Source organism: Candidatus Aalborgicola defluviihabitans (genome assembly GCF_016705985.1).
Taxonomy (GTDB): Bacteria; Pseudomonadota; Gammaproteobacteria; order Burkholderiales; family Burkholderiaceae_C; genus Allorhodoferax; species Allorhodoferax defluviihabitans.
Window position 1 is genome coordinate 218,182 of sequence record NZ_JADJKN010000006.1, and the last position, 25,673, is coordinate 243,854.

The window sequence follows — 25,673 nt, forward strand, 5'->3', positions numbered from 1 at the left end:
GGGGTGGGTAAAGTATCCGGTCTTGTTCGCCACAGTACTCGCCTATCAAAATTTTCGGGTAACGTCCTGCTATGGACGCTCAACACAAACTTAAATCCTTGCTGGATCAGCTTAACACGGTGATCGTGGGCAAACCGGCGCAGATCCAGGACTGCGTCGCCTGCCTGCTGGCCGGTGGACACCTGCTGATTGACGACGTTCCCGGCGTCGGCAAAACTACCCTGGCCCACGCGCTGGCCCGCACCTTTGGGCTGCAGTTCTCGCGCGTGCAGTTCACCTCCGACCTGATGCCCAGCGACCTGTCCGGCGTGTCCATCTACGAGCGCGGCAAGGAAGCCTTTGTTTTCCACCCCGGTCCCATCTTTGCCCAGGTGCTGCTGGCCGACGAGATCAACCGCGCCAGCCCCAAGACGCAAAGCGCGCTGCTGGAGGCCATGGAAGAAAAGCAGGTCACCATCGAAGGCGAAACCCGGGCCTTGCCCCAGCCGTTCTTCGTCATCGCCACGCAAAACCCGTTGGACCAGATGGGCACCTACGCCCTGCCCGAGTCGCAGATGGACCGCTTTTTGATGCGCATTTCGCTGGGATACCCGGACCGGCCTGGCCGAGCGCGAACTGCTGGCCGGCCATGACCGCCGCGATATTGTGGAGCGACTTCCGGCCCTGCTGTCACTCTCCGAATTGCAGCAATTGCAGCAATTGGTGTTGGCAGTGCATGCCGCAGCTCCTTTGCTGGACTATGTGCAAGACCTGATTGCCGCCACCCGCAGCGGCCAGTGGTTTCTGCAAGGCCTGTCGCCCCGTGCCGGCATTGCGGTGGTGCGGGCCGCCAAGGCCCAGGCGCTGCTCAGTGGGCGCGACTATGTGGCCCCGGACGACGTGCAGGCCATCCTGCCGCAAACCATTGCCCACCGACTGATTCCGGTGGGCGACTCAGGCCGGGGCGCAGTTGAGCAAGTGCGCGCCATGCTGGCGACTGTCCCCCGTGAGCGCCGCCAGGGCCGCCCAAGGCGGGGCCCTGGGGCAGCGACCCGGCACCGGTGGAGCGTGGGGGCCAGATTTCAGCTTGGTGCACGTCACGCATTCCCCTGCGCGACAGCACGACGCTCACGCAGCGCAACGTCTACATCCTGCCCACCGCACCTGGCTTCATGTTGGGCCTGACCCTGCTGGTACTGTTGATGGCCAGCATCAACTACCAGCTCAACCTGGGCTATGCGCTGACCTTTCTGCTGGCGGGCAGCGCCGTCGTGGGCATGCATGTGTGCCACGGCACCCTGCGTGGAATGACTATGAATTTGGTAGCGCCTGAAGCACAGTTTGCGGGGGCCAACGTTACTATTGGCATCAACCTCTTGAGCCAGCGGCGCACCCCGCGCTATGGCATCGGTCTGGCAGTGCTGGGCACCGACCACTGGAGCTGGACCGATGTGCCAGCCCAGGGCGCTGCCCGGGTGCAGATTGCATTTCAGGTGCACCACCGCGGTCTGCATCCGGTGCCGGCACTCACTGCCGAGACCCGCTTTCCGCTGGGTACATTTCGGGTCTGGACCGTGTGGCGCCCGGCAGCCAAGGTGCTGGTCTATCCGGCGCCCGAACCGCATCCACCACCGCTGCCTCCTGGCGAGCCACGGCCAGGCGGCGCGGCCACCGTGCAACGCCAGAGCACCGGCGAGTTTGACGGTGTGCGCGCCTACCGCAGAGGCGATCCGCTCAAGCTGGTGGTCTGGAAGAAGGCCGCCAAGAGTGACGAGCTGGTCAGCCGCGATGCCCAACAGGTACAGCGCTTTGAGTTGTGGCTCGATTTGGCCCACACCGGCATTGCTGGCGCCAGCGCGGGTGGGGCACCACTGGAGCAAGCCTTGTCGCGCCTGTGCGCCTGGGTGCTGGCTGCCGACAAGCAGGGGCTGCAATATGGTTTGCGCCTGGGCGGCCAGGAAATCGCGCCCGGCAGCGGTGAAGCCCACCGCAAGAATTGTCTGCAAGCACTGGCGCTGGCCTGGCAACCGGCGGCACCTGCACCAGCCAGCGCCGTTCAAACACCTCCCCGTGAAGCACGCGACACGCTTTTCCTGCTGGCTGTGATCGCCTGGATCATTGCCCCGCAGGTGGGCAATTTGCCGGTTTGGTGCAGTGCCATGGCTGCGACCATTCTCTTGTGGCGGGCCTATCTGGCGGTGCGCAGCCTGACCCTGCCCTCGCGCTGGTGGTTGCTGGGCCTGCTCTTGGTGGCTACCGCGGCCACCTATGCCACCCACCGTACGCTCATGGGGCGCGACCCGGGCGTGACTTATGTGGTAGTGCTGCTCAGCCTCAAAACCCTGGAGATGCGCACCCGGCGCGACGCATTTGTCATCTTCTTTCTGGGTTTTTTTACCCTGCTGGCCAACTTCTTTTTCTCGCAAAGTCTGCTCACCGCCGCGGCCATGCTGCTGGGGTTGCTGGGCCTGCTGACGGCCCTGGTCAACAGCCACATGCCGGTGGGCCGTCCGCCCCTGTTGCAGGCCGCCAAAACGGCAGGCTGGATGGCCTTGCTGGGCGCACCCATCATGGCGGTGCTGTTCGTGCTGTTTCCGCGCGTTGCGCCGCTGTGGGGTATGCCAGGCGATGCAATCGCCGGGCGCAGCGGACTGTCCGCCACCATGCAGGTGGGCACCATTGCCAGTCTGGCACTGGACGACAGCGTGGCCATGCGCATCCGCTTTGACGGCACGGCGCCCCGCATGAACGACATGTATTTCCGGGGGCCGGTGCTGTCCACCTTCAATGGGCGCGACTGGGTGCCACTGCAGTCGGCATTTCCACTCTGGAACCAGCTGGGCGCCGACCTGCAGCCGCAGGGCGATCCCGTCACCTACCAGGTGACCCTGGAAGCCAACAGCCGGCCCTGGATACTGGTGCTGGATGCCACCCCCCAGAAGCCTGCCTTGGCAGACCGACGCGTGACCATGACGCCGGATCTGCAGTGGATTTCGGACCGGCCTGTCACCGATTTGACGCGCTATACCGCCACCAGCTACACCGACTTCCGCTATGGCCCGCTGCGCAGTGTCACCGGCTTGAAAGACTACCTGGCACTGCCACCTGACTACAACCCACGCACGCAGCAACTGGCCAACACCATCCGCAGCGACCCTGCCAACGCCGGTGCCGACACCCCCGCATTGGTAGAGGCCGTGATGGAACGTCTGCACACGGGGGGCTACACCTACACCCTGGAACCCGGCGTCTTTGGCACCCACACCGCCGACGAATTCTGGTTTGACCGCAAGATGGGTTTTTGCGAGCACATTGCATCGAGCTTTGTGGTGCTGATGCGCGGCATGGGCATCCCGGCGCGCATCGTCACCGGTTACCAGGGCGGCACCGTCAATGGCGTGGATGGCTACTGGACCGTGCGCCAGAGCGATGCCCACGCATGGGCTGAAGTCTGGGTCGCCAACCAGGGCTGGGTGCGGGTGGACCCCACGTCAGCCGTAGCACCTGGGCGCACCGGCAGTATCGCGCGCCTGGAAGCACCGCGCGGCGTAATTGCCACGGCGCTGAGCCGGGTCAGCCCGCAGTTCAGCATCAACCTGCGCGCACTGTGGGACGCGGCAAACAATGGCTGGAACCAGTGGGTGCTGAACTACACCCAGAGCAAACAACTCAACCTGCTGCGCGACCTGGGGTTTGAATCACCGAGTTGGGAAGACCTGAGCTACCTGTTGATCGGCCTGGTGGTGGCTGCCAGCCTGGTGGGTGCCGCCTGGACGCTGTGGGAGCGCCACCGCCAAGACCCCTGGCTGCGCCTGCTGCATAGCGCAGCCCTGCGCCTGCGCCGTGCCGGCCTGGAACTATCCGACAACACCCCGCCGCGCCAGATGGCCAGCCTGCTGCGTCAGCACAGCGCAGGCCAACCGGCACAGTTGCAGCCCATTGGCGACTGGCTGCTGCGCATGGAGGCCTGGCGCTACGCACCACATTCCGACGCCCACGCGCGGCGACTGGGTACACTGCAACGCGAATTCCGACAACTGCCCTGGCCCCAACGCATTCCGTGAAACCCCACTCTACCGTCATCCGCATACTTTTATCAATAGCTATCTTTTTGATAGCTTCTTACGTAGCTCCGACGAGGGCTAGCGAGTCAAAAGACCTTAAGAAATCACAAACCAGTGCGGCCAAGGCGCACACCAGCGCCACCCACCACGTCAAGCGTGCGCGCGCCAGCAAGCGCCTGATCGAGACCCAGGGCCCACCGTACGCCACGCGCGCCGACGCGATGCAGGCCGCCGACGCCATCGCGGCCCGCCTGGTCCTGGATGCGCAGTGGGTGCGCGAGGCCATCGGCCAATCGCGCTACATGCCCGGCATTGCCCGCGCCATTGCGCCACCGCCTGTGGGCACGCCCAAGAACTGGGCGGTGTACCGCAGCCGCTTTGTCGAGCCCATGCGCATCCGCGCCGGCGTGAAGTTCTGGCTGAACAACCGCGAAACCCTGGAGCGCGCCGAGCAGCAGACCGGCGTGCCGGCCTCCATCATCGTTGGCATCATCGGCGTGGAAACCATTTACGGTCAGCAAACCGGCACCTACCGGGTCATGGATGCGCTGACCACGCTGGCGTTTGACTTCCCGCCAGAACACCCGCGCGCTGCTGAGCGCGCAGCCTTCTTCCTGCGCGAACTGGAAGCCTTTCTGGAATTGACCCACCGCACCCACACCGACCCGCTGGCACTGCGCGGCAGCTATGCTGGCGCCATGGGGCTGCCGCAGTTCATGCCGTCAAGCTGGAGCAAATACGGCATCGACTTTGATGGCGACGGCCGCGTCGACCTGTTCCACAGCACCGCCGACGTGATTGGCTCTGTGGCCAACTACTTCAAGGCCTTTGGCTGGAAGCCCGGCATGCCCACGCACTTTCCCGTGCATCTGGTGGCCAATGACGCCGACAAGGCCGCCCTGCTGGCACCCGACATCCTGCCTACCTTCACGGCAGCTGCCATGGCCGCCAAGGGCGCCGAACTGGACGCCACGGCCCTGCAGCACATTGGCCCGCTGGCGCTGGTGGAGCTACAAAATGCCGACGCCCCGCCCTTGTACCTGGCCGGCACGGAAAACTTCTATGCCATCACCCGCTACAACTGGAGCAGCTACTACGCGCTGGCCGTGATTGAACTGGGCCAGGCAGTGGCCGCAGCCATGCCAAAATAGTGTATGACTACCGCCGCCAACTTCACAGCCGCTCAAGCTCAGGAAGAAGACGTCACCACTTCGTTGTACCGGGCGGCTATCGGTCCGGTCAGCACACCCTATTACCTGCCCATCTTCACCCGGTTTGAAGAGGCGGAACACGCAGGCATCAGCTGGAACACGGCCGCCAGCCTGACCACTTTGAATTGGCTGGTGTTTCGCAAACTGTGGGGCGCGGCCTTGGCCTACGTGGGGATTGTGGTCGCCATCGTGCTGCTGGTGTTTGGCATTGGCAGCCTGGAAGTCCAGTATTCCGAAACCCTGATGGTCGCGCTGGGCCTGGGCTTCATCCTGGCTGCCTTTGTGCTGCCCGGCCTGTATGGCAATGCCGTTCTGCACAGGGAAAGCCGCAGGCGCATGGCGGCAGCGGCAGAGGCACACGCCGATGTGCAAGACGCCCGCACCCAGCTCACGCGACAGGCCAGCACACGCAACCGCGCCATTGCGATTGCCGTGGCCAATGTGGCGTTCTGGTTGCTGGTGCTGTTGGCCTATCTGCAGTTCACTGCGGTGGACAATCTTGCGGTGATGCCCCAGAGCGCGCTGGAGCCGGGCAACGTGGTAGTTGGGCGGGCGGTCGATGCTACGGCTTCCGCCAGCCTGCCCATTGCCGACGCACCCACATTGGCTCCAACCTCGGCCCTCGAAACGACGGCCAGTGCCGTCGAGCCCACGCCTGTGAAGGCCACTACGGTCACTGAGGCCGCAACGGCCGACAAGGTGGAAAAGCCCTATTTCGTCAATGTCGGACTGTTCGCCAAACCCGAAAACGCAGCGGGTGCCCACACCAAGTTGCTGGCAGCCCAGCTGCCGTCGGTCACCAAGAAACTGAAGACCTCTAAAGGCCTGTTGACACGCGTGCGCGTGGGTCCATTCAACAGCCAATCACAAGCGCAAACTGCCGTAGAAAAAATCAAGGCCCTGCAACTTGATGCCGTCATCGTGCAGCCCTGATCAGCCTGCGCCATTGTTTGAAAGTGGGGGATTCACCGAGGATGCCTAACTCGGTTCACAAAGTTCGCCAATGGGCGGCAAATTCTTACTCGTCGTGCAAGTGTGGCGTGCTTTGCCCTTCGGCCAGTTCGCCCGTATCGGGATCAATCCAGTCGGAAACGCCGATTTCGTCTTCGGCTTCCTGCAGGGTCTCACCGGGCTCGGCGCTCTCTTCGCCAGCGGATTCCATATCGGCCAGCGCGGCCTCCACGGTGTCAAATGGTCCAAACTCGCTTTTGCCATCCGGTGACTGCCAGTGGTAACCGTCGGGGCGCAGCATGATGCTGCCCATCTCGATTTCGGTGACGGACTCATCACCGTCCTCCAGCAACTCATCATCTACCTGTGGCGTTGCGTCTTTATCCGTCATGGTGCTTCTCCAAATGTGTTCATTGTCAATGTCCTGTCACTACGGCGCAACTATGGCACACGATGGTGCCAATAGCGAAGTCCCTGCACCCGCATGCATGCGCCATTCTGGGCCTGCCACGACTGCCAGGTGTAGGCACCACAGTGGGGCGAATCCACGACCGTGATGCTGCGCTCCTGGTAGCGCTCCAGCACCAGCGGCGCAGGGTGGCCAAAACGGTTGCGGTAGCCCGATTGCACAATGGCCGTCTGCGGTGCTACGGTGTCCAAAAACGCTCCACTGCTGGACGTCTTGCTGCCATGGTGGGGCACCAACAACACTGTCGCTTTCAGGTTTGCGCCCTGCCCCACCAGCCGCGCTTCTTGCGGTTGTTCAATATCGCCTACCAGCAAGGCGGTCTGCGCCCCGTTGGAGATGCGCAGCACGCACGACATGGCATTGGATTTGGCAGGCGTGTCGTAGTCCGCGTCTTGGGGATGCAGGATGTCGAACGCCACGCCATCCCACTCCCAATGCTGCCCGGCCACGCAACGCTGAATGGCACGCTGGGTCTGCAACGGGTTGTCGGCTTCGATAGAACTGATGACTGTCGCCTGCGGCTGCTGGGTGAGCACCGCGCTGGCACCGCCCACATGGTCCATATCGCGGTGGCTGAGCACCACCGTGTCCAGCCGCACCTGCAGCGCCTGCAACAGTGGCGCCAGCACGCGGTGGCCGGCATCGCTCTCCAGGCTGTAGCGTGGGCCGGCGTCGTACAGCAGGGCATGGCGGGCGGTACGCACCAATACAGCATTGCCCTGGCCGATGTCGGCAGCCAGCAGTTCAAACTGGCCCGCCGCTGGCACGGGCGCACGCCATAGCAACACGGGCAGCAACAAAGGCACACCCAACAGTCGCATGCTCCACTGCCAAGGCAACACCAGCGCCACACCGCCCAGCACGCCGGCAACCGCCACCCACAGGGGCGGCACAGCGACCGTCACCACGGCCCAGGGCCAGCTTGCCAGCCACTGCAAATAGGCCAACAACCAGCCCATGGCGCCAGCCGCCACATCCCACAACCAGGGCAGAACTACACCCGCCATCGCCAGAGGGGTCACCACCAGCGTGACCCAGGGAATGGCCAGCGCGTTGGCGGCCAGCCCCACCACCGAGACCTGGCCAAACAGCAGCAACGTGAGCGGCGTCAGCGCCACGGTAATCACCCACTGCTCTCGCAAACCAGAAAGTAGTTTGCCTTTTAGGCCGATAGCCCTCGTGGAATGGTCGTTATACGCTCCTGAATCTGTAGCAAACAAGACCCCCACCGCGACAAAGCTCAACCAGAAGCCGCTTTGCAACAAGGCCCACGGATCGAACGCCACCACCACCGCGCAGGCCAGCATCCACACCATGGTCCAGGGCCAGCGCGCACCCGACAGCCGCAACAGCGCCACCGTGGCCAGCATCAGGCAGGTGCGCTGCGCCGGCACGCCCCAACCGGAAAACACCGCATAGCCGGTCGCCAGCAGCACGCCACCCAGCAGTGCGGCTTGCGGCGCCGGCAACACGGTGCACAGCGCACCGGAGCGCCGCCACAGCCAGCCCACCAGCAGTGCCGCACCCCAGGCGAACATGGTGATATGCAAGCCAGAGATCGATACGAGGTGGGCCACACCCGTCGCGCGAAACACATCCCAGTCCGCGCGCTCTATGGCAGCCTGGTCGCCCACCACCAGCGCGGCCAACACCCCAGCGGTTTGGTGCTGCGCCACCTGGGCGTTAATGCGCTCCCGCACGGTCTGGCGCGCCAGCGCAACCGGGTAACGCCAGGTCTGCGCCAGGCGTTGCGGCGCGGGGTCTTTTGCCCCCGCACGCACGTAGCCGGTGGCCTGCACACCCTGCTCCCACAGCCACAGTTCGTAATCAAAGCCATGGGGGTTGCGGGTGCCATGCGGGGCCTTCACGCGCAGCGTCATCGCCCAGCGCTCGCCGGCTTGCACGTTGGGCAGAGGGCGACTCAATCCGGCTACGGACAAGGCGGATTCGCCATACCAGGCAACATCCAAGCGCGGCGGCAAGTGGGCTCTCTGGCCATCCAGAGTAGCGGACTCCACTTCAAAGCGAAAGCGCAGACCAGCCTCGCTGCGCTGCGGCAAATTGGTCACCACCCCAGTCACACGCAGGTCGCGCCCCTCCAACGCCGGGTCCAGCGCATCTGCCAGGTACGCGTTGGCGCGCAGGCCAGTAGCACCAAACCCCAGCAGCGCAAGCGCCACCAATGCCAGCCCCATGCGCTTGTCGATTGCTATTGTTTTGGAAGCTGCACACATATAGCCGACGAGGGCCAGCAGCACAAACACCATATAGATTTGCCATGCAAACAAGTCTATTTGCTGCAACTGCAACGCCGATCCCAGCACCAAGCCCAAAAGAGCCAGGAACCCGTTCCGGGCCTGACCCGGTGAGAGCGTGGAATCGGTGTGCACGGCTTCATGCTACAGCGCCCTGACGCAGCAAACGTCTATAGTCACAGCCTTGAACAAAAAAGGGGTTCCATGCGCACACTGGGCAACATCTTCTGGCTGATCTTTGGTGGTTTCCTGATGGGACTGGGCTGGTGGCTGGCCGGGCTGTTGTGCGCCATCACCATCATTGGCTTGCCGTGGGCCAAGGCCTGCTTTGTGATTGGCCAGTTTGCGTTTCTGCCGTTTGGGCGTGAGGCCGTCAACCGCGCGGTGGTCACAGGCGTGGAGGACATCGGCACCGGGGCGCTGGGCACCGTGGGCAACGTTATATGGTTTCTGGTGGCCGGCATTTGGCTGGCAGTGGGCCATCTGATTGCCGCAGTGTGCTGCTTTGTCACCATCATCGGCATTCCGTTTGGTGTACAGCACCTCAAGCTGGCTGGTTTGACGTTGGCGCCCGTGGGCAAAACCATCGTGCTCAAAGGCAGTGTTTCACGCAACGGCAGTTAGCGTTACGGGGCGGGCCAACCCAGCGTAGCGCCTGCGCCGCCAAAATGTCCCAGACCACCAATCAGGATACTCGACCCCACGAAGAGAAAAGCAATACCCACCACAGCGCCTGCCAGCAGGTAGACAGCGTTGAAAATCTCGCCCAACTGCAACTCCTGCGCCAAGGTGTTGAAAACCGGCGGTGGCCTGGCAAAGAAGTTTTTTGCGGTGAATTGCGCACGCACCGCTGGACTGTCCAGCGTGCGCAGCGTGGTGCTTTTGAGCAGCCGTACCGGCAGGCACACAAGGGGAACAATGCCCGCCGCAATACCCACCAGCGCCCATGCCAGTGATGCAGCCAGCGCGCTGGCAAACAGCCCCAGTACCATCCGTCCCTGCGTGTCGGCCTGCACAAAGAGACTCCACGCCTGGACCGCAATGCGCGGTGCGTTGCGCAGTACATTCAGCACAAAAGGAATCATCGCTGCATAGGGCGCCGCGCGGTGGGAAGCGGCTTCGGACGCCTCCAGCGTCTTGTCCAACACATCCAGAAAATCCTCGACACCGGTTTCATACTGGCCACGGGAAAACGCCGGTACCACCTGCTCGGCCAACAAACGCTCGGCCAGCGCATCGGGGATTACCGCCTCCAGTCCGTAGCCCACTTCCAGTCGCAGCAGGCGTTCATCGCGAAAGATGAACAGCAGCAGGCCGTTGTCCACACCCGCAGCCCCCAGCTTCCAGGCAGTGGCAGCGCGGATGGTGAAATCTTCCACCGAGCCACCGGGTACGCGCGGCAAGATGACCACGTTGATCTGCGCAATCTTCATGGTGCGCGACAAGTGCTCGATGTATTGGTTCTTGGCAGCGACAAAGGCCGGCGACAGCAGGCCAGCCTGATCGTCCAGGTACTGCGCGGGCGGCGCCAGGGATGCCTCTGCGGCGGGCCGCTGTAGCAGCAGCGGTGCCAACACGGTCAGCAAAGAACCACGACAGCAACGGCGACCGTAGCTATCCAGCGGGTCCGGCTGTGTGCCGGTAGGGTTTGTTTGCGCACACAATGCCTTCGCGAATGGGTGGCCGATGATGATTCGCGCGCCCGGATAAGTCAACGCCGTGGTGTTCTTTATGCTTGATAAACTCTTCCATGACCTGTCTCCCCAATTTCGGCTCTACGCCGTGTGTTGAAAGACCCCAGCGTGATCCGCGTCGCTTGAACTGGGCAGGTCAGTACATGCCGTCTAAAGGAAGGAATCCCCATGACCACCGTTCAAGTTGAATTGCCCGATATGTTGGCACAAAGCGCACAAGCCGCTGGCTTGCTGACACCGCAAGCCCTGGAGGCCATGTTGCGCGAGCAGCTCAAGCGCCAGGCGGGCGATGCACTGCGCGCCATGTGGGCCAACGCGCCCGCCAAGGAATTGACGCCAGAGATGGAACGGATGATTGATGACGAGGTGAAGGCCGTGCGCGCCCAGCAGCGCAAGCACGCGCTCATTTGATTGCTTCGGGCGATCAGCATTTGCACAGCCTGGGCGGCAACTACCAGGGTGTGCGCATCGTGACGCCGGCCGAGGCGACGCTGATGCTGGAAGCGCTGTAGCCAAGCAGACCAACCGGCTAAAGAAGAAGCCACCCGAACCCCCACTGTTGGCGCCGACGTTAGATTGACCCAGTCTGCCAACTTTCAGTGACCCAGCGCGCTGTCCTCGGAATCTTGGCTGCGTGCGGGTTGGCGGTCAGTAAGAGTGGATCAGCCCAAAGTCGGCATCTGGGTCAAATTCGCGTCGGCTCCAACAGCCGCCGGCAAGAAGACATAGCGGCCACCCTGCGGCTAAAAGAAGAAGCCCCCCTTACCCCCACAGCTTTAGCGGCTGGCAGGGGTTGTGGGTGGCTTTTTTAATGAACTAAAGACGTCTGCGAGCCGAACTTATTGTGGCCGCACCGTGGTCGTTTGCGGGTGCGCGAGCACTGCGTCCGGTGTGTAGTTCCACAGGGCTGTTTTACAGTGGCATTTTTCAATTGCCCGCAGGGAACTTCATACTATGGTTGGAATATTGCGATTCCCAGTTTTTGCGGCACCAAAGGAAGAAGCCACTTCACCATGTTGGAGGCGCCGGCTCGTCAAAGCGTTGCAACACGAACGCACATTTGTATCCATCTGCTATCTCCGCAAGGTATTCGCGGAATTTGTCTGTCTCGTCTTCTTCGCTCGCAATAAAACGCGGGAGCATTTCGGCATAGTCAAGGATGCCCCCCAAGTCGCGCGCAGACGCGCTTTGGTAAGCCATCTCTTTGGCTTTGATGAGGACACTCTGTAGCGCATAAAGCGCATTGGGCATTTTTTCAGGTTTGATCATGTTCAATGTCCAACTGGATCTAGGGGCACATTAAATACGCGTCCCATTCGCACCGGGTGTGACGGTGATTGGTGGTGGAGCGGAGCCAGCTTTCGTCTGTTTGAGCGTCTCCATAAAACGGTCCATTTTTGCTCCGCTACTCACATTGATACTAGCCTTGGGAGACAAAAGCTGGCTGATCGGAATTTGTTGAGTGCTCACGACCTTTCCTTCCACGTTGAGGATTTGAGCAGGAATTGTTGAGTGGCCTACAAGATCAGCGGCCTTTGATCGTAGAACGCCATCCATGATTTCAAACGTTTGCTCTGCCGTCTTTGCCCCATTTCCAAGATTTTGGATCGCTGCAATCGCGCCCATAGCAGCACCTTCTGCTGGGCCAAGCGCTTGGAGACCGCGTAACGCCGCTGCCCCCGCGCTCTCGGACTGAAACCCGGCGAAGAGCTGGGCTTGCAGTTCGAGGCGGTCAGCCAGTTGCCGCCCGATGAACAGGCCATCGTGCGCGAAGTGTTGGAGAGCCTGATCATCAAATACCAGACTCGGCGCTGGGATGTGTCGCGCGCCACGGCCACAGCCGCTGCGGCGACAACCACCAACAAAGCCGCACCACCCACCAAGACCCCTACGAAGCGCGCCGCGCACGCGGCACGATGAGCACGGCGGTAGTGGTACCCACCGCGCCAGCGGTGGAGAGTATTTCGCTAAGCATCGCCACGCTGCGTGCGCAGCGGGTGATTCTGGATGCCGACCTGGCAGCGCTGTACGGCGTCGAGACCAAGCGGCTCAATGAGCAGATCAAGCGCAATGCAGCGCGGTTTCCGCAAGACTTCATGTTCCAGCTCACGCCCGAGGAGTTCGATTCTTTAAGGTCGCAATTTGCGACCTTAAAGACCGGCCGGGGTCAGCATCGCAAGTACCAGCCCTATGTTTTTACCGAGCACGGCGCAATCATGGCGGCGATGGTGCTCAACAGTGCGCGCGCGGTGGAGGTGTCGGTCTATGTGGTGCGGGCGTTTACGCGGCTACGCCAGGCCGCCGCCATTCATGAGGACTTGGCCAAGCGCTTAACCGATTTGGAGATGAAGACGGAATCGCTGGACATGCAGCACGACACCTTTAGCCGCAATACGCGCAACCAGTTGCGCCAGGTGTTCGACGCGTTGCAGGAACTGATGACGCCACCCAATCCACCCAAGCGGCCTATCGGGTTTGTGACGCAAGACGACACGCCCAGCAAGCACAAGGCCACCAAGGCAAAGGCCGCTGACAAGAAGGCGTAGCGCGCCACCCTGCGGCTAAAAGAAGAAGCCACCCGGAACCCCCACAGCTTTAGCGGCTGGCATGGGGTTGTGGGTGGCTTTTGCTTAGAGATAGAAGGAAACGGGCTGCTAGCCCTCGTGGATATTGCGTAAGTAGCTATAAAAGTTGCAGCGTTCGTGTGTTTTCAAGCATGAACTGCAACCCATTTTTATGGGTGTGGGTAGTTTTCATGAAACGTCAGCAATAGCGTTTTGTAGCCAAGATTTCATGCCTTTTTGTTCACATCGCATTTCTAACCAATCGACCACTTCTTGGTAACTTCCATTGCCACCTTGGATTCGCTCGAGTTGATACGGCACATTGTGAAAAACATCTGCGATTTCAAATGCCATTTTTGGATTTCCCTCAAGGCTGGCAATGCGAATGTCAAGTAAGGCACGTGCCAACAATTTGAAAACCAAAGTTTCGCTATTCATAGATTCTTTCAAGATCATCATTCAATGAGAGAACATTGAGCGGTCAGGTGTGTGAAGTTCTACAGGCACTTGTGTGTTGGGCGTTATGCTGCTTTTCGGATCGCCTGCTCTGCGTTGCAATTCTTGAACCCTTGAGTTTCCATCTACCACCTTACCTGACTCTGTACTGATTTTTATCTTGTCTCCATTGGACGGATTGGTAACCGACCTCATCAATTCTGAATCGGAAAGCTTTGCTAAATCTGGTCTGCTCCCGATAGTCTCTTTTGGATGAAGGAGCTTCAATTCTCCTACGCTTCGTGTGTTACTTCGCCCCATTGTCGCCAACATACCGACCGCCTCAATATTGGCCTGCCGACTCTCTGCCATTCCTTGAAGAGCTGCGTTCTTCAGACTTTCATTGCCGCTTGTAACGCCTACGGCATATGCAGCTAACGCCCCAAACGCATTTCCGATCACCACAATCGGCGCCTCTTTACCCAACAAGTTTTCAACGGCCTGATGGCCATCCGGGTCCACGAACTTGTAGGGGTTGTTGTTGGCGTATGTATACCGATTGAACGCATGAATGTTGCCTTCCTTGAAGTCAACAGGATCAACGCCCATGTATATCCCCCCAGGACGTGCATCCGCCGTAATGGAGGGCGTTTTCCTGAGCCGAATCAAGGGCTTGCGCCGCCCGCGCAGGGGCGCAATCGGCGTTCAAGCTGGCAATTTTTTCCAGAGGCGCGTTTTGCATCGCGCGCGCGCAGCGCGCCCAACGCCAGCACGCACAGGGCGAGCCAGCGCATAGCTTTTATGAACAGCATGGGTCTGTAATGCCTCACCGCTTTAGCGGCTGGCAGAGGGTTCCGACGTTGGAGCGACCCTACTTGCGTCTAACGCAAAAGTTTGTCCAGCTTAGCTTCAACTACACCCGATCCGAATTGCGCGTCCTCTGGAAGGCCCGCGACCTCCCTCGCTGGCAACACTTGTTCAGAAAGCAGGTCTAACTTTTCATCGTACTCTGACACAAAGCAAAGTTCAGGGTTGTCGTGACGCCGAAAGAATTTAGACACCGGCCAGGGGTTTGCACTCCAGTTTGGAATTGAGCCCACGACGGGCCATCGCTGGGTATGCAAACCATAGTCCCCGAAACGACACACAAGCACGGCATTCTCAAGTCGAAGATCGGAGATTTCAACATCGGAGGAGCCTGAGACTCGTGGGCCAAAAAATGCTCCACAAGCCCGCCCTTTACCGTCGGCGCGCATAAGCACACCGATACCGAACCCACCCGTTGCCAGTGGAATGAGGAAGACAGATCCAGTTAAAACTACAAGTTTTTTTTTCATGGCAATTCTCGCCCCGCTCCCAAATATTCATTTCGTCTGGGGTTACTTTTACTTATGCCGTTCATCTTATCGAGCCCCCCATTTTCGGCATGAGCACTAGGGTGTGCGTCATGCAGGTCTTGCTCACGCCCCCTCTGGGCTTCGTAGCGGTCAGTACGTTTGTCGACTTCAAACGTTTTGTCAGGGTGATTGCGACCATGCTCGGCTTCCCGACGAGCTAGGTCTTTTGATCGCCCTGTTTTCACAACAGTACCTTCCACATCTTTTAGAACATACGTTCCGCCCTTTGCAACCGCACCACCCTCAGCCACAGCCACAGCCTTGATACCAAGCTCCGCACCCCGCGCCGCCTCCACGCCATGCTCTACCGCACGTGCTGCCTTGAGCGCCTGACCGGCCCCAGGAATCGGACTAGCAACGCCCACCGTGCTTAGTGCTACGTCTACCAGTGCGTGCCCGACACCAACGCCGGTGTATACAGCCACGCCGAGCTTACCCAAGTCGTAAATCAGGAACGCTACATCAATCGGACTATGCCCGTCCGGATCAACATACTTGTACGGGTTGTTATTGGCGTAAGCGTACCGATTGAAGCTGTGAACATTGCCTGGATCGACAGTAGCGGGATCAACGCCCATAAACCGCCCCAGCACCGGGTCGTAGTACCGCGCTCCCATGTAAGACAGCCCCGTGGCCGCATCAAAGGGCTTGCCCGCAAACCACAGCTTGTTGTTGGCGTTGCTGCTGGCCGGGTTGTTGATGCGCTCGCCGTAGGGGCGGTAGTTTTCTTTCCAGACCACGGCACCACTGGCGTCGGTGGCCAGCATGGGGCTGCCGGAGATGTCGTTGTGGAAGTAGGTCACTTCCGAGGTGCTGATCACTACGGCGCCAGATGCGTTGGACCAGGCGCTGACGCCTGCGGTGGTGAAGGTCCTGACCTTGCAGGTGGTGCTGGCGCCGGGCGTCAGGCCCGTTACGGTGATGGGTGATGCGTTGCCATTGGCGCTGATGCCGCTGCAGTCTGCGGTGTAGTTGATCAGGGTGCCGCTGCCCTGTGCGCCCCGGTGACACAAGCCAGCTCTGAACGCACGCCCGTTGCGCCGAGCCGGTAGTGCCCATTTTTCTATGACTCTTCAAGCGATAGTCGGGGCGGCCAGAAACGATGGCACACACCACACCCTTACAGTGGGTGTGACCGTGCTAGATCAGTCACAATCCCCATTTCTGCTACCCGGCCCATTACCGTTTCCAACGCAACTTGCTATTATTAGTATAGCTATTTACGCATATTTGACGAGGGCTAGAGGCCATTTTTACACTCAACTATTCCGATGGAGCGACCATGAGCATTTACGACACCCTGACCAGCCTGAACATCACCCTGCCACCCGTATCCATTCCCGCCGCTGCCTATGTGCCGTTTGTGCAAACCGGCAACCTTGTGTTTTTGAGTGGCCACATCGCCAAGAAGGACGGCAAGCCCTGGGTTGGCCAACTCGGCAAGAACATGACCACCGAAGAAGGCAAGGCCGCCGCGCGCGCCATCGCCATCGACCTGATGGGCACCTTGCACGCTGCGGTGGGCGACCTGGGTCGCATCAAACGCATCGTCAAGCTGATGTCGCTGGTTAACTCCACCGGCGACTACACCGAGCAGCACCTGGTGACCAATGGCGCCAGTGAACTGTTTGGCCAGGTCTTTGGCGACAAGGGCGCACACGCCCGCAGCGCCTTTGGCGTGGCCCAGATTCCCATGGGGGCGTGCGTGGAAATCGAGCTGATCGCCGAACTGGTCTAAACGAGCCCGCCATGCGCCTGCTGCGGTTCGGCTTGTGGTTCTGGCTGCTGGCCGTTGCGGTGGGCTGGCCCTTGCAAGCGGCTGCACAAGTTGCACAAGAGGCCAACTTCCCAGTGCAGGCACTGACATCGAGCGCGCCCTCGCGTATAGAGGTGGGAGCACGCATGGGTGTGCTGGTGGACCCGACCGGCACGTTGTCCATCGAGCAGGTGCAGTCGCCTGCGCAAGCCTGGCAGCGCATTGACCGGCAGTCACCAAACTTTGGTTTCACCCACGACAGCTACTGGTTTCGTTTCCAGATCGACAATCGGGACGCACAAACGCTGGCCCGTTTCATCGAGCTGCCCATCCCCTACCTGGAAGACGTGCAGCTCTACCAATACGTGGGTGGCGTGCTCCAGATTCACTACACACTGGGCGCCCAATCGCCGTTTGCGCAGCGCGTGGTGCGGCACCCCAACTTCATCATGCCGGTGCAACTGGTGCCCGGCATCAACCAGATCTACCTGCGCCTGGCATCGGCTGGCACCATAGAAGCACCGCTGCGCATCTGGGACCCGGTGCGTTTTTACGCAGCCAGCAACGATGAGAACCTGGCCCAGGGCTCGGTCATCGGCGTGCTGCTGGTCATGGTTATCTACAACCTGTTCGTGTTCTTTTCCACCCGGGACATCAACTACATCTACTACATCGGTTTTGTTGCAAGCTACCTGATGTTCCATTTGTCGCTGACCGGCTACGCCTTTGCCTACGTGTGGCCGCAGGCGGTGCGCTGGAACAGCCTTGCCATTTCTACTTTTGTTGCCAGTTCCGCCTTTTTTACCTGCCTCTTCACCGAGAATTTCTTGCGGCTGCGTTCGTTTTCCAAACCCGCGTTCTACCTGGTGCGCAGCCTGAGCTGGTTCTATGCATTGTTGCTGTTGGTGACCTTTGTGCTGCCGTATAGCTGGACCATCCGCGTGGGCGCGTCCGTGGCAGTTCCCACCGCGGCCATAGCCTTGTTTTTGGGCTACTGGCGCTGGTTGCGCGGCGCCAAATTTGCGCGGTTCTATTGCCTGGCCTGGACCGCCATCCTGATCGGGCTGGCGGTGCTCAGCGCCAGCAAGCAAGGCTGGATTGCATTCAACGGCTGGACCGAAAACGCTTCGCAAATTGGCATCATTTTGCTGGTGGTGCTGCTGTCGTTCACCCTGGCAGACCGGATCAACAACGATCGCACCCTGCGCCTCAACGCGCAGGCCGTGGCCCTGGGCCACGAGCGCAGTGCCCGCGCCAGCCAGCAAGCGCTGATCCAGGCCACCGAACACGCGAACCGGGAGCTCGAGCAACGCGTGGCCTCACGCACCAACGACCTCAACGCCACGCTGGAGCAACTGAAGTCCGCCAATGACCGCCTGCAACTGCTCTCCACCACCGACAGGCTTACGCAAATTGGCAACCGAGCGTTTTTTGACACCAGCATCGCCAGCGAGCTGCGCCGGGCTACCCGCCAAGGCACGCCGTTGACGGTCATGATGCTTGACATTGACCATTTCAAGCGTGTGAACGACACCCATGGCCACTTGGCCGGGGATGCCTGCCTGCGCGCCCTGGCCGACCTGCTGCGCACGCGCATCCACCGCGCAGGCGACATCCTGGCCCGCTATGGCGGTGAAGAATTCGTGATTGTCTTGAGCGCGACCAGCATGGCGCAATCGCTGCACATGGCCGAGGAACTGCGGGCCGCCATCGAGTCGATGGAAATACGGTTTGAGGAAAAGCTGCTACGCATCACCGCCAGCTTTGGCGTGGTTTGCGCTGTGCCACATCCTACACAAACCGTGCAAAATTTCCTGGCAGCGGCCGACCATGCCTTGTATGAAGCCAAGGGTGCGGGACGCAACTGTGTGCGCACCGCGACGCTTGGTTGAAAGTTCAGAGGTGATTGCGGTTGGCCTTGGTCTCGGTCATACCACTCATACGCGCTACCAACCGATTCGTTCGATAGCCTGATCCAGCGCGGCGCGCAAAATCTCTGTCGGAACACGTTGGGGCGCGATTTCGGCCAGTGGAGCCAGTACAAAGGCGCGCTGCCACATGCGCGGATGCGGTACCGTCAGCGACGCACTGTGAACAATCCCATCGCCATACAGCAAGATGTCCAGATCGAGAGTACGCGGCGCGTTGCGGTAGGGCCTCTCCCGCCCAGCGGCGGCTTCAATACCTTGCAGGCACTGCAACAGGGCCGGTGCGGTGTGGGTGGTGCTGATTTCCAGCACAGCATTCACATAGTCAGGCCCACTGGAATCGATCGGGGCCGTGCGGTACAGCGCAGATTGGGCCGTCACGGTAACGCCGGGACAGTGGCTCAAAGCCTGAATGGCGGTGCGCAGCGTGGCCTGCGCATCACCCAGATTGGCACCCAGGCCAAGGTAGGCGGTTACCGGTGTGCGCATGGCCAGCAGTATTAGCTGTTGCTGCTACCCGCTCCGGATTCGGGATTGCCCCCACCCTGCGTTCCACCCTGACCACCACTGGGGCGACGGCGGCGACGGCGTTTGCGCGCAGGGGCTTCACCACCGGCTTCGCCATCCAGCAACGGCGCGTCAAGGCGCGGCGATGGAGCGGTACCCGGTGTTGCCGCGCTGGCAGCGGAATCGACCGGTGTTTCACCACGCGGCACGCGGTGCACGCGCGGGGCGCGGCGCTGCTTTTGCTGTTCTTCACGGACCTGGTCCACCAGGTCCTGGCGCAGGTTGTCGTCGGCCATGCTGAACTCCTGCCACCAGTCTGCCAGCACTTCATCCACCTCGCCAATGTCGGCGCGCAGGCGCATGAAATCGAACGCGGCCCGAAAACGCGCCTGGTCCACCATGCCAAAGGGGCTGCTGCCCACGCGCTTCTCGAAGCGCGGTTGCATAACCCAGATTTCGCGCATGTCACCGGCCAGCTTGCCGCCACCGGACACATCGCCAATGCGGGCGTGGAATACATCGTCAATGGCGTCCATCAGTGCCGGGTGGGAGGCTTGCTGCTGTTCCATACGGCGAGCCCAGCCATCGCGCACGTCGGCCCACAGCACGCAAGCCAGCAAGAAGCTGGGCGCCACCGGCTTGCCTTCGCCCACGCGGCGGTCGGTATCTTTGAGAGCGGCGTTGACAAAGGGCTGCCCGGCACGTTCCACCACCACATCCAGCAGCGGATAGATACCTTTGGCCATGCCCAACTTCTTGAGGGTCTCGATGGACGCCATCGAGTGACCAGTCTGCAGCAACTTAAGCATTTCATCAAACAAGCGGCTCTGCGGCACATCGGCCAACAGGGTCTGCGACTTGATTAAAGGCCCCGCGGTTTTAGTCTCCAATGTGAAACCCAGGGCGCTTAACTTGGCGGCAAAGCGCACGGCGCGGATGATGCGCACCGGGTCTTCGCGGTAGCGCGTGGCCGGGTCGCCGATCATGCGGATGACGCGGTTCTTCACGTCCTTGAAACCATTGTGGTAGTCGACCACGATCTGGGTCTGCGGGTCGTAGTACATGGCGTTGATGGTGAAGTCGCGGCGCACAGCGTCTTCTTCCTGCGGGCCCCAGACGTTGTCGCGCAGCACGCGGCCCGTGCTGTCCACGGCGTGCTTCATGCCGGCAAGCTCACTCTTGCTGGTGCGCTCATTGCCAGCCACCTGCTCGGCGGCAGCGTTGTCCAGGTAGGCGCGAAAGGTGGAGACTTCAATCACCTCATGCTCGCGGCCCCGGCCATAGACCACGTGAACGATGCGAAAACGTCTTCCAATAATGAAAGCCCGGCGAAACAAGCCCTTGACCTGTTCGGGCGTGGCGTTGGTGGCCACATCGAAGTCCTTGGGTCGCATGCCCACCAGCAGGTCGCGCACGGCGCCACCCACCACGTAAGCCTCGAAACCGGCTTGGTGCAGGGTGCGCACCACGTTGATAGCGCGTTCATCTACCAGGTTCGGGTCAATGCCGTGGGTGGCCACGGGCACGTCCACCCGTTTGCCAAATTTGGGTTTTTTGCCAGAGGCGGTTGCGGGTGTTTTACCCAGGAGGCGGTCGATAAATTTTTTGATCATGGATGCGGGCGCGGCGTATTCTTCAAGGCAGGCGCTTTTTTAGGCGCCAAACAACTCAAGTATGCGCCATCCGCGCTCCTGCGCCACGGCACGAAGACGCGCGTCGGGGTTGGTGGCCACGGGCACATCCACTTTCTCCAGAAGCGGCAAATCGTTGGGTGAGTCGGAGTAGAAGGTGGTGTGCACCGTATCCCAATCCCAGCCCCGCGCATGCAGCCACTGCTCCACCCGGGTGACTTTGCCACCCTGGTAAGACGCAACCCCTTTAATGGCCCCGGTGTACCAACCGGTGCCATCCAATGCCCCGTCACGCTCCAATTCCACGGCAATCAGCTCGTCAACGCCAAACGCCTTGGCAATCGGACGGGTAACAAATTCGTTCGTAGCGGTGACGATCAACACCGCGTCACCCGCCGCCTGGTGCTGGCGAACCAGCTCCCGCGCCTGGGGCTTTATGGCATTTTGAACCACAGCCCTCATGAAACCATCGTGTGCAGCTATCGAATTGCTAGCGCCTTGAAGAACAATGGGGGCCGTGGAGAAGCGAATGTATTCGTTCAGGTCGAGCCGGCTGGCTTGGTAGTCGGCATAGAACGCGTCATTGCGACGCTTGTGCTCCAGCGCATCAACCCAGCCCAGGCTAATCAGGTAGTCGCCCCAGGCATGGTCCGAGTCCATGGGCAGCAGGGTATGGTCCAGGTCAAACAGGGTTACGCGGGGCTTCGCGTTGCTTACAGGGATTGGCAGCATCAATGGTTGTCCATCATGGATTTGATCAATGGGACGGTGATGACGCGCTGGGTCTGCAGGGCGTAGCCGTCCATCAGTTCCAGCAGTTCCATCAGGCTACCCAGGTCGCGGCTGAATCGGGTGAGCATAAAGTCCATCACCTCGTCGCTCAAAAACACGCCACGGGCATCCGCCGCCTTGCGCAGAACGGCGCGCCGTTCGGGTTCGCTCAAAGGCTGCAGATTGAATACATGGCCCCAACCCAGCCGGGTACGCAAATCATCACGCAGCTTGAGGTCAATAGGGGCGTATTCGCCGGCAGCCAGCACCGGACGCTGGTGGGTCTGGGCATTCACAAACCAATTGAAAGCCATGTGTTGCTGTTGCGCGGTATACAGGTGCACATCGTCAAGCACCACAGCGGCCCAGGATTCGCTGAACTCTGCTGGCTCCAGCACGCCAGCGTCCAGCCAGCCCACACGCGCACCTTGCTCACGCAGGGCCTCGCGGGCGGCCTTGAGCAGATGGCTTTTGCCGCTGCCGGACGCTCCCCAAAAATAGGTTGGCACGGGGGATCGCGTTGGCAATTCTGCACCAGCACCCGATTTGGCCCCCACCCACAACTCCATGTGGCGCAAAGCAGCCTCATTGGGCCCGGCGCAAAAATTGGCCAACGTAGGGCCGGTAGGCAGTCCGATGTCCAGCGCAATTTGCTTCATGGTCAAACCATCAGCCCTTGAACAACCGGCTCGACAAATAGCCCGATTTGGCACGCCGAATGGCCACCAGCAGCACGGCACTTAACGGCAGTGCCACCAGCACTCCCACAAAACCCAGAATTTGGCCAAACGCCAGCAAGGCAAAAATGACCGCCAGCGGATGCAGGCCAATACGCTCGCCCACCAGGCGCGGCGTGAGGAAAAACCCCTCCAGCACCTGACCACCACCGTACACCACCGCCACCATCACGACGGCGCGCGCCATACCCACTGTGGCGGAAAATTCCAGCAAACCGGCAAAGGTTGCCAGCACCAGACCCAAGCCAAAGCCAACGTAGGGCACAAACATGGCCAAACCGGTGAACAGACCAATAGGCAGCGCCATTTCCAACCCGAACAAGGACAGGCCCACGCTGTAAAAAACCGCCATCACCAGCATCACCAGCAACTGCCCACGCAGGTACTGGCCCAGCACGGCGTCGGACTCGGCCAGAAAGCTGTCGCTGCCTGCACGCAAGCGGGGTGGAATCAGATTGCGCAATTGGTCCATGAAACGCGGCCAGTCCATCAACAAATAGAACAGCGCCACCGGAATCAGGATCGCATTACCGATGATGGTGAAGGCCACGCTGCCACCCATCTTGAGCGAGGTCAGCACCGACGTCAGCGCGTCTTCCACATTCGCGTTGAAATACTTCATGGCAAATGATTTGATGCTGGCAACATCCAACGACAGGTGAATGCCAAACTGCCGCAGCCAGGGCTTGACCGCCGAATTGACACTCTCCAGCACCACGGGTAGTTGTTCGCGCATCAGTGGCAATTCCTTGGCGAAGATAGGAATCATCAGCAGGAAGATGCCTACCAGAACAAAGATGAACAGCAGCTCCACCACCAACACGGCCAGCAGGCGTGGAATCCGCCCGCGCCCCAGGTCGTCGATCCAATTGACCAAAGGCGTCAGGGCATAGGCCAGCACACTGGCCACCCCAAAGGGGGTGAGCACGGGCGCCAGCAACCACAACACAAGGCCCAATAGCGCCGCTATCAGGCACCAGGTGGCGAATCTTTTCTGGGTCAGGTTCAATTGCATACAGGAATGGCAGGGCGAACCCTTAAAATCTGGGCAAATTCTATCGGGCTTGGCCCGATCAGCCTCGGGCTTGGCCCGATCAGTCTTTGTAAGCCACTTTTCATGACCCAATCCAGCTCCCCCACTCCCCTGTCTTACAAAGACGCCGGCGTCGATATTGTCGCGGGCGATGCCTTGGTAGAACGCATCAAACCGCTGGCCAAAAAAACCATGCGCGAAGGCGTGCTGGCAGGCATTGGCGGCTTTGGCGCGCTGTTTGAGGTGCCCAAGCGCTACAAGGAGCCAGTTCTGGTGAGCGGCACCGACGGCGTGGGCACCAAGCTCAAACTGGCCTTTGAATGGAACATGCACGACACCGTGGGCATCGACTTGGTGGCCATGAGCGTCAACGACGTGCTGGTGCAGGGCGCCGAGCCGCTGTTCTTTCTGGATTACTTTGCCTGCGGCAAGCTCGATATCGATACCGCTGCTGCGGTGGTCGGTGGCATCGCCAAAGGCTGCGAGCTATCGGGTTGCGCCCTGATTGGCGGTGAGACCGCCGAGATGCCTGGCATGTACCCTGCCGGCGAATACGACCTGGCCGGTTTTGCCGTGGGTGCGGTTGAAAAATCCAAAATCCTGACTGGTGCCAACGTACAACCGGGCGACGTGGTGCTGGGCCTGGCGTCCAGCGGTGCGCATTCCAACGGCTTTAGCCTGGTGCGCAAATGCATCGAACGCGCCGAACAGGCGGGAACGGTGCCAGCCACCCTGGACGGCAAACCTTTTAAGCAAGCCATCATGGAACCGACCCGCCTGTATGTGAAAAACGTGCTGGCGGCGCTGGAAGCACACCCGATCAAGGCCCTGGCCCACATCACCGGCGGCGGCCTGTTGGAGAACATTCCCCGCGTGCTGCCAGAAGGCATGGCCGCCCACCTGACCAAGGGCAGCTGGCCCCAGACCGAACTCTTTGCCTGGCTGCAAAAGACCGCCGGCATTGACGACATCGAGATGAACCGCACCTTCAACAACGGCATCGGCATGGTCGTGGTCATTGACTCCGCCCACGCCAGCGCTTGCACCGACACCCTGCGTGCAGCGGGTGAAACGATTTACACCATCGGCCGTATTGCTCCTCAGGGCAGTGCTGCCAGCGTGGTCGTTGCCTGAAGCCAAGCTTTCCCGCACGGCCTTCTGGCCCCACCGAGGGTAGCGTATCACGTGAAAATTGCATATTCTTGCTAGTAAATCAATAGCTTCATACGCCCTGTTTACTGGACATTTGACACTTTTTACTACACACTGCTGGTTCTGTTGGCAAAACAATTGGATCCTCCATGCCGGTGATCGCAGTAATCAACCGCAAAGGTGGCAGCGGTAAAAGTACCCTGGCTACCCACCTCTCCGCCTGGCTGGCCCGCCAGGGCAAGGCAGTCATGCTGGGCGACGTGGACCGCCAGCAGTGCGCCCGCGCCTGGCTTAAACGCAGGGACGCCAACCTGCCAGCCATTGCGGCTTGGGCGATTGATCAAAGAAATATTCTCAAAGTGCCCGCGGGTGTCACCCATGTGGTGCTGGACACGCCCGGCGGCATGCAGGGCTTCGAGCTGGCCAAGGTGGTCATGTCCACTGACGCGATCATCATGCCGGTATGCAGCTCCCTGTTTGACCGTGAATCGGCCAGCTCCTGCCTGGCAGAACTATTGGCCCTGCCGCGCATTGCATCCGGACGTTGCCGTCTCGGGGTGGTTGGCATGCGCATTGATGCCCGTACCCACGCCGCGCAAGTGCTGCGTGACTGGGCACACGAACAGCATGTGCCATTTTTGGGTGTGCTACGGGAAACCCAAACCTACGTGCGCAGCCTGGAAAACGGCCAAACCGTATTTGATCTGCGTGCCACCAGCAGTGCCGCTGACCTGCTGCAATGGGAGCCAATTTTGGAGTGGCTGTTTCCAGTTGCCAATGCCACACCAGCGCCAACAGCAACCATGGCACCCGCAAAGCCCATCCCGGCAAATTCGCCACCATTGCAGCAAGACTCAACGGCCGAGCGCCTCAACACGCCACGGGCGGTTAGTTTGATGCCGGCCCAGGAATCCATGGTGCATGGCAACCGTTTGTCGGTTTTTGCCACATCCAATCCAGTCTCTTCGCAGCAGGGAGCCGAGTTGCCCGCAATGCCCCGCAACGCATCGCGCGAGCGCACTGGCGTGCCGCAGTTCCTGCTGCGTCACTGACATCCGTTGATGGTGTCCTGATTTGGGCACCCCATCGGGCAACCAGCGCAGCACCGTTCATCCAGCACGGTTGCAGCCTTTCGCTCA

General features: G+C 60.7%; 26 protein-coding genes and 2 pseudogenes. 13 read left to right on the plus strand and 15 right to left on the minus strand.

The genetic code is table 11. From position 1 onward, the window contains the following. Window positions 1–71: 71 nt before the first annotated feature. From IPI80_RS08640 to IPI80_RS08660, 5 genes and pseudogenes are all read left to right on the plus strand, one after another. Window positions 72–984: pseudogene (locus tag IPI80_RS08640) on the plus strand (AAA family ATPase); the annotation flags it as partial. A gap of 308 nt (window positions 985–1,292) precedes the next feature. Then, a pseudogene (locus tag IPI80_RS08645) lies at window positions 1,293–1,910 on the plus strand (DUF58 domain-containing protein); the annotation flags it as partial. Window positions 1,911–1,994: 84 nt separating this feature from the next. After that, window positions 1,995–4,043, plus strand: coding sequence for a transglutaminaseTgpA domain-containing protein (locus IPI80_RS08650; RefSeq protein ID WP_413859721.1), 2,049 nt, complete (start codon window positions 1,995–1,997; stop codon window positions 4,041–4,043). Window positions 4,044–4,090: 47 nt separating this feature from the next. Further along, on the plus strand, window positions 4,091–5,194 hold the full coding sequence (mltB, locus tag IPI80_RS08655; protein WP_413859113.1) for a lytic murein transglycosylase B: 1,104 nt from the start codon (window positions 4,091–4,093) through the stop codon (window positions 5,192–5,194). 3 nt (window positions 5,195–5,197) lie between these two features. Then, entirely contained in the window at window positions 5,198–6,187 is a 990-nt protein-coding gene (locus tag IPI80_RS08660; protein WP_413859115.1) for an SPOR domain-containing protein, read from the plus strand. 85 nt (window positions 6,188–6,272) lie between these two features. Here IPI80_RS08660 and IPI80_RS08665 read toward each other — a convergent pair whose 3' ends face one another. Further along, window positions 6,273–6,596, minus strand: a complete 324-nt coding sequence (locus IPI80_RS08665) for a hypothetical protein (RefSeq protein WP_413859117.1) — start codon at window positions 6,594–6,596, stop codon at window positions 6,273–6,275. Window positions 6,597–6,646: 50 nt separating this feature from the next. Continuing rightward, the gene (locus IPI80_RS08670; RefSeq protein WP_413859119.1) at window positions 6,647–9,064 is read right to left on the minus strand and encodes a DNA internalization-related competence protein ComEC/Rec2; all 2,418 of its coding nucleotides are present in this window, start codon (window positions 9,062–9,064) and stop codon (window positions 6,647–6,649) included. A gap of 69 nt (window positions 9,065–9,133) precedes the next feature. On the opposite strand from IPI80_RS08670, the gene IPI80_RS08675 reads away from it, so the two are divergent. Further along, window positions 9,134–9,553, plus strand: a complete 420-nt coding sequence (locus tag IPI80_RS08675) for a YccF domain-containing protein (RefSeq protein ID WP_413859121.1) — start codon at window positions 9,134–9,136, stop codon at window positions 9,551–9,553. A 2-nt stretch (window positions 9,554–9,555) separates the two neighbouring features. On the opposite strand, the gene IPI80_RS08680 is transcribed toward IPI80_RS08675, so the two are convergent. After that, window positions 9,556–10,506, minus strand: coding sequence for a TPM domain-containing protein (locus IPI80_RS08680; protein WP_413859723.1), 951 nt, complete (start codon window positions 10,504–10,506; stop codon window positions 9,556–9,558). Between the two features lie 285 nt (window positions 10,507–10,791). Here IPI80_RS08680 and IPI80_RS08685 point away from each other — a divergent pair, with 285 nt between their 5' ends. After that, window positions 10,792–11,034, plus strand: coding sequence for a hypothetical protein (locus IPI80_RS08685; RefSeq protein WP_413859123.1), 243 nt, complete (start codon window positions 10,792–10,794; stop codon window positions 11,032–11,034). A 597-nt stretch (window positions 11,035–11,631) separates the two neighbouring features. On the opposite strand, the gene IPI80_RS08690 is transcribed toward IPI80_RS08685, so the two are convergent. Together IPI80_RS08690 and IPI80_RS08695 are read right to left on the minus strand one after the other, a co-directional pair. Then, window positions 11,632–11,892: a hypothetical protein gene (locus tag IPI80_RS08690; RefSeq protein ID WP_413859125.1), complete on the minus strand. Its 261-nt coding sequence runs from the start codon at window positions 11,890–11,892 to the stop codon at window positions 11,632–11,634. A gap of 30 nt (window positions 11,893–11,922) precedes the next feature. Then, window positions 11,923–12,249 carry a hypothetical protein gene (locus IPI80_RS08695; RefSeq protein ID WP_413859127.1) on the minus strand — a complete coding sequence of 109 codons (327 nt, stop codon included), beginning with the start codon at window positions 12,247–12,249 and terminating at the stop codon, window positions 11,923–11,925. A gap of 90 nt (window positions 12,250–12,339) precedes the next feature. Between IPI80_RS08695 and IPI80_RS08700 the strand changes: the two genes are divergently transcribed. Next, window positions 12,340–12,543 (plus strand): hypothetical protein, encoded by a 204-nt coding sequence (locus IPI80_RS08700; protein WP_413859129.1) that lies wholly within the window; start codon window positions 12,340–12,342, stop codon window positions 12,541–12,543. Then, window positions 12,540–13,169, plus strand: a complete 630-nt coding sequence (locus IPI80_RS08705) for an ORF6N domain-containing protein (RefSeq protein ID WP_413859131.1) — start codon at window positions 12,540–12,542, stop codon at window positions 13,167–13,169. Before IPI80_RS08700 ends, IPI80_RS08705 begins: the two co-directional genes overlap by 4 nt. Before the next feature lie 207 nt (window positions 13,170–13,376). Here IPI80_RS08705 and IPI80_RS08710 read toward each other — a convergent pair whose 3' ends face one another. The 5 genes from IPI80_RS08710 to IPI80_RS08730 all read right to left on the minus strand — a co-directional run bounded on the left by IPI80_RS08710 (window position 13,377) and on the right by IPI80_RS08730 (window position 16,032). Then, the gene (locus IPI80_RS08710; RefSeq protein ID WP_413859133.1) at window positions 13,377–13,625 is read right to left on the minus strand and encodes a hypothetical protein; all 249 of its coding nucleotides are present in this window, start codon (window positions 13,623–13,625) and stop codon (window positions 13,377–13,379) included. Window positions 13,626–13,646: 21 nt separating this feature from the next. After that, window positions 13,647–14,231, minus strand: coding sequence for a hypothetical protein (locus IPI80_RS08715; protein WP_413859135.1), 585 nt, complete (start codon window positions 14,229–14,231; stop codon window positions 13,647–13,649). A 56-nt stretch (window positions 14,232–14,287) separates the two neighbouring features. Next, complete coding sequence (locus IPI80_RS08720) at window positions 14,288–14,434, minus strand: hypothetical protein (RefSeq protein ID WP_413859137.1); 147 nt, start codon at window positions 14,432–14,434, stop codon at window positions 14,288–14,290. A 69-nt stretch (window positions 14,435–14,503) separates the two neighbouring features. Further along, window positions 14,504–14,959 carry an Imm26 family immunity protein gene (locus tag IPI80_RS08725; RefSeq protein WP_413859139.1) on the minus strand — a complete coding sequence of 152 codons (456 nt, stop codon included), beginning with the start codon at window positions 14,957–14,959 and terminating at the stop codon, window positions 14,504–14,506. Next, window positions 14,956–16,032, minus strand: a complete 1,077-nt coding sequence (locus IPI80_RS08730) for an RHS repeat-associated core domain-containing protein (RefSeq protein WP_413859141.1) — start codon at window positions 16,030–16,032, stop codon at window positions 14,956–14,958. Before IPI80_RS08730 ends, IPI80_RS08725 begins: the two co-directional genes overlap by 4 nt. Before the next feature lie 269 nt (window positions 16,033–16,301). Between IPI80_RS08730 and IPI80_RS08735 the strand changes: the two genes are divergently transcribed. Continuing rightward, on the plus strand, window positions 16,302–16,757 hold the full coding sequence (locus IPI80_RS08735) for a RidA family protein (RefSeq protein WP_413859143.1): 456 nt from the start codon (window positions 16,302–16,304) through the stop codon (window positions 16,755–16,757). 11 nt (window positions 16,758–16,768) lie between these two features. Then, complete coding sequence (locus tag IPI80_RS08740) at window positions 16,769–18,667, plus strand: diguanylate cyclase (protein ID WP_413859145.1); 1,899 nt, start codon at window positions 16,769–16,771, stop codon at window positions 18,665–18,667. A gap of 54 nt (window positions 18,668–18,721) precedes the next feature. Here the strand turns inward: IPI80_RS08740 and folK are convergent, their stop codons facing one another. The 5 genes from folK to IPI80_RS08765 are packed head-to-tail and all read right to left on the minus strand — an operon-like array spanning window position 18,722 to window position 23,364. Next, a complete protein-coding gene (folK, locus tag IPI80_RS08745; protein WP_413859148.1) occupies window positions 18,722–19,192 on the minus strand; it encodes a 2-amino-4-hydroxy-6-hydroxymethyldihydropteridine diphosphokinase in 471 nt (156 codons plus the stop codon). An 11-nt stretch (window positions 19,193–19,203) separates the two neighbouring features. Continuing rightward, complete coding sequence (gene pcnB, locus IPI80_RS08750; protein ID WP_413859150.1) at window positions 19,204–20,823, minus strand: polynucleotide adenylyltransferase PcnB; 1,620 nt, start codon at window positions 20,821–20,823, stop codon at window positions 19,204–19,206. Window positions 20,824–20,862: 39 nt separating this feature from the next. After that, the gene (locus tag IPI80_RS08755) at window positions 20,863–21,573 is read right to left on the minus strand and encodes an HAD family hydrolase (RefSeq protein WP_413859152.1); all 711 of its coding nucleotides are present in this window, start codon (window positions 21,571–21,573) and stop codon (window positions 20,863–20,865) included. Then, window positions 21,573–22,271, minus strand: a complete 699-nt coding sequence (gene hda / locus IPI80_RS08760) for a DnaA regulatory inactivator Hda (protein ID WP_413859154.1) — start codon at window positions 22,269–22,271, stop codon at window positions 21,573–21,575. Before hda ends, IPI80_RS08755 begins: the two co-directional genes overlap by 1 nt. 10 nt (window positions 22,272–22,281) lie before the next feature. Next, entirely contained in the window at window positions 22,282–23,364 is a 1,083-nt protein-coding gene (locus tag IPI80_RS08765; RefSeq protein WP_413859156.1) for an AI-2E family transporter, read from the minus strand. 102 nt (window positions 23,365–23,466) lie between these two features. On the opposite strand from IPI80_RS08765, the gene purM reads away from it, so the two are divergent. Next, window positions 23,467–24,516: a phosphoribosylformylglycinamidine cyclo-ligase gene (gene purM / locus IPI80_RS08770; protein WP_413859158.1), complete on the plus strand. Its 1,050-nt coding sequence runs from the start codon at window positions 23,467–23,469 to the stop codon at window positions 24,514–24,516. 167 nt (window positions 24,517–24,683) lie between these two features. After that, window positions 24,684–25,586 carry an AAA family ATPase gene (locus tag IPI80_RS08775; protein ID WP_413859160.1) on the plus strand — a complete coding sequence of 301 codons (903 nt, stop codon included), beginning with the start codon at window positions 24,684–24,686 and terminating at the stop codon, window positions 25,584–25,586. Window positions 25,587–25,673: the final 87 nt, after the last annotated feature.

What these genes read in the sequence shown, in the direction of transcription:
- IPI80_RS08675 (WP_413859121.1), top strand. Translation starts at nt 9,134, where the DNA reads ATGCGCACACTGGGCAACATCTTCTGGCTGATCTTTGGTGGTTTCCTG.
- IPI80_RS08660 (WP_413859115.1), top strand. Translation starts at nt 5,198, where the DNA reads ATGACTACCGCCGCCAACTTCACAGCCGCTCAAGCTCAGGAAGAAGAC.
- IPI80_RS08695 (WP_413859127.1), bottom strand. Translation starts at nt 12,249, where the DNA reads ATGGGCGCGATTGCAGCGATCCAAAATCTTGGAAATGGGGCAAAGACG.
- IPI80_RS08725 (WP_413859139.1), bottom strand. Translation starts at nt 14,959, where the DNA reads ATGAAAAAAAAACTTGTAGTTTTAACTGGATCTGTCTTCCTCATTCCA.
- IPI80_RS08775 (WP_413859160.1), top strand. Translation starts at nt 24,684, where the DNA reads ATGCCGGTGATCGCAGTAATCAACCGCAAAGGTGGCAGCGGTAAAAGT.
- IPI80_RS08740 (WP_413859145.1), top strand. Translation starts at nt 16,769, where the DNA reads ATGCGCCTGCTGCGGTTCGGCTTGTGGTTCTGGCTGCTGGCCGTTGCG.
- IPI80_RS08765 (WP_413859156.1), bottom strand. Translation starts at nt 23,364, where the DNA reads ATGCAATTGAACCTGACCCAGAAAAGATTCGCCACCTGGTGCCTGATA.
- IPI80_RS08715 (WP_413859135.1), bottom strand. Translation starts at nt 14,231, where the DNA reads ATGGGCGTTGATCCTGTTGACTTCAAGGAAGGCAACATTCATGCGTTC.
- IPI80_RS08665 (WP_413859117.1), bottom strand. Translation starts at nt 6,596, where the DNA reads ATGACGGATAAAGACGCAACGCCACAGGTAGATGATGAGTTGCTGGAG.
- IPI80_RS08735 (WP_413859143.1), top strand. Translation starts at nt 16,302, where the DNA reads ATGAGCATTTACGACACCCTGACCAGCCTGAACATCACCCTGCCACCC.
- purM (WP_413859158.1), top strand. Translation starts at nt 23,467, where the DNA reads ATGACCCAATCCAGCTCCCCCACTCCCCTGTCTTACAAAGACGCCGGC.
- IPI80_RS08710 (WP_413859133.1), bottom strand. Translation starts at nt 13,625, where the DNA reads ATGAATAGCGAAACTTTGGTTTTCAAATTGTTGGCACGTGCCTTACTT.
- IPI80_RS08720 (WP_413859137.1), bottom strand. Translation starts at nt 14,434, where the DNA reads ATGCTGTTCATAAAAGCTATGCGCTGGCTCGCCCTGTGCGTGCTGGCG.
- hda (WP_413859154.1), bottom strand. Translation starts at nt 22,271, where the DNA reads ATGAAGCAAATTGCGCTGGACATCGGACTGCCTACCGGCCCTACGTTG.
- folK (WP_413859148.1), bottom strand. Translation starts at nt 19,192, where the DNA reads ATGCGCACACCGGTAACCGCCTACCTTGGCCTGGGTGCCAATCTGGGT.
- IPI80_RS08755 (WP_413859152.1), bottom strand. Translation starts at nt 21,573, where the DNA reads ATGCTGCCAATCCCTGTAAGCAACGCGAAGCCCCGCGTAACCCTGTTT.
- IPI80_RS08685 (WP_413859123.1), top strand. Translation starts at nt 10,792, where the DNA reads ATGACCACCGTTCAAGTTGAATTGCCCGATATGTTGGCACAAAGCGCA.
- IPI80_RS08690 (WP_413859125.1), bottom strand. Translation starts at nt 11,892, where the DNA reads ATGATCAAACCTGAAAAAATGCCCAATGCGCTTTATGCGCTACAGAGT.
- IPI80_RS08705 (WP_413859131.1), top strand. Translation starts at nt 12,540, where the DNA reads ATGAGCACGGCGGTAGTGGTACCCACCGCGCCAGCGGTGGAGAGTATT.
- pcnB (WP_413859150.1), bottom strand. Translation starts at nt 20,823, where the DNA reads ATGATCAAAAAATTTATCGACCGCCTCCTGGGTAAAACACCCGCAACC.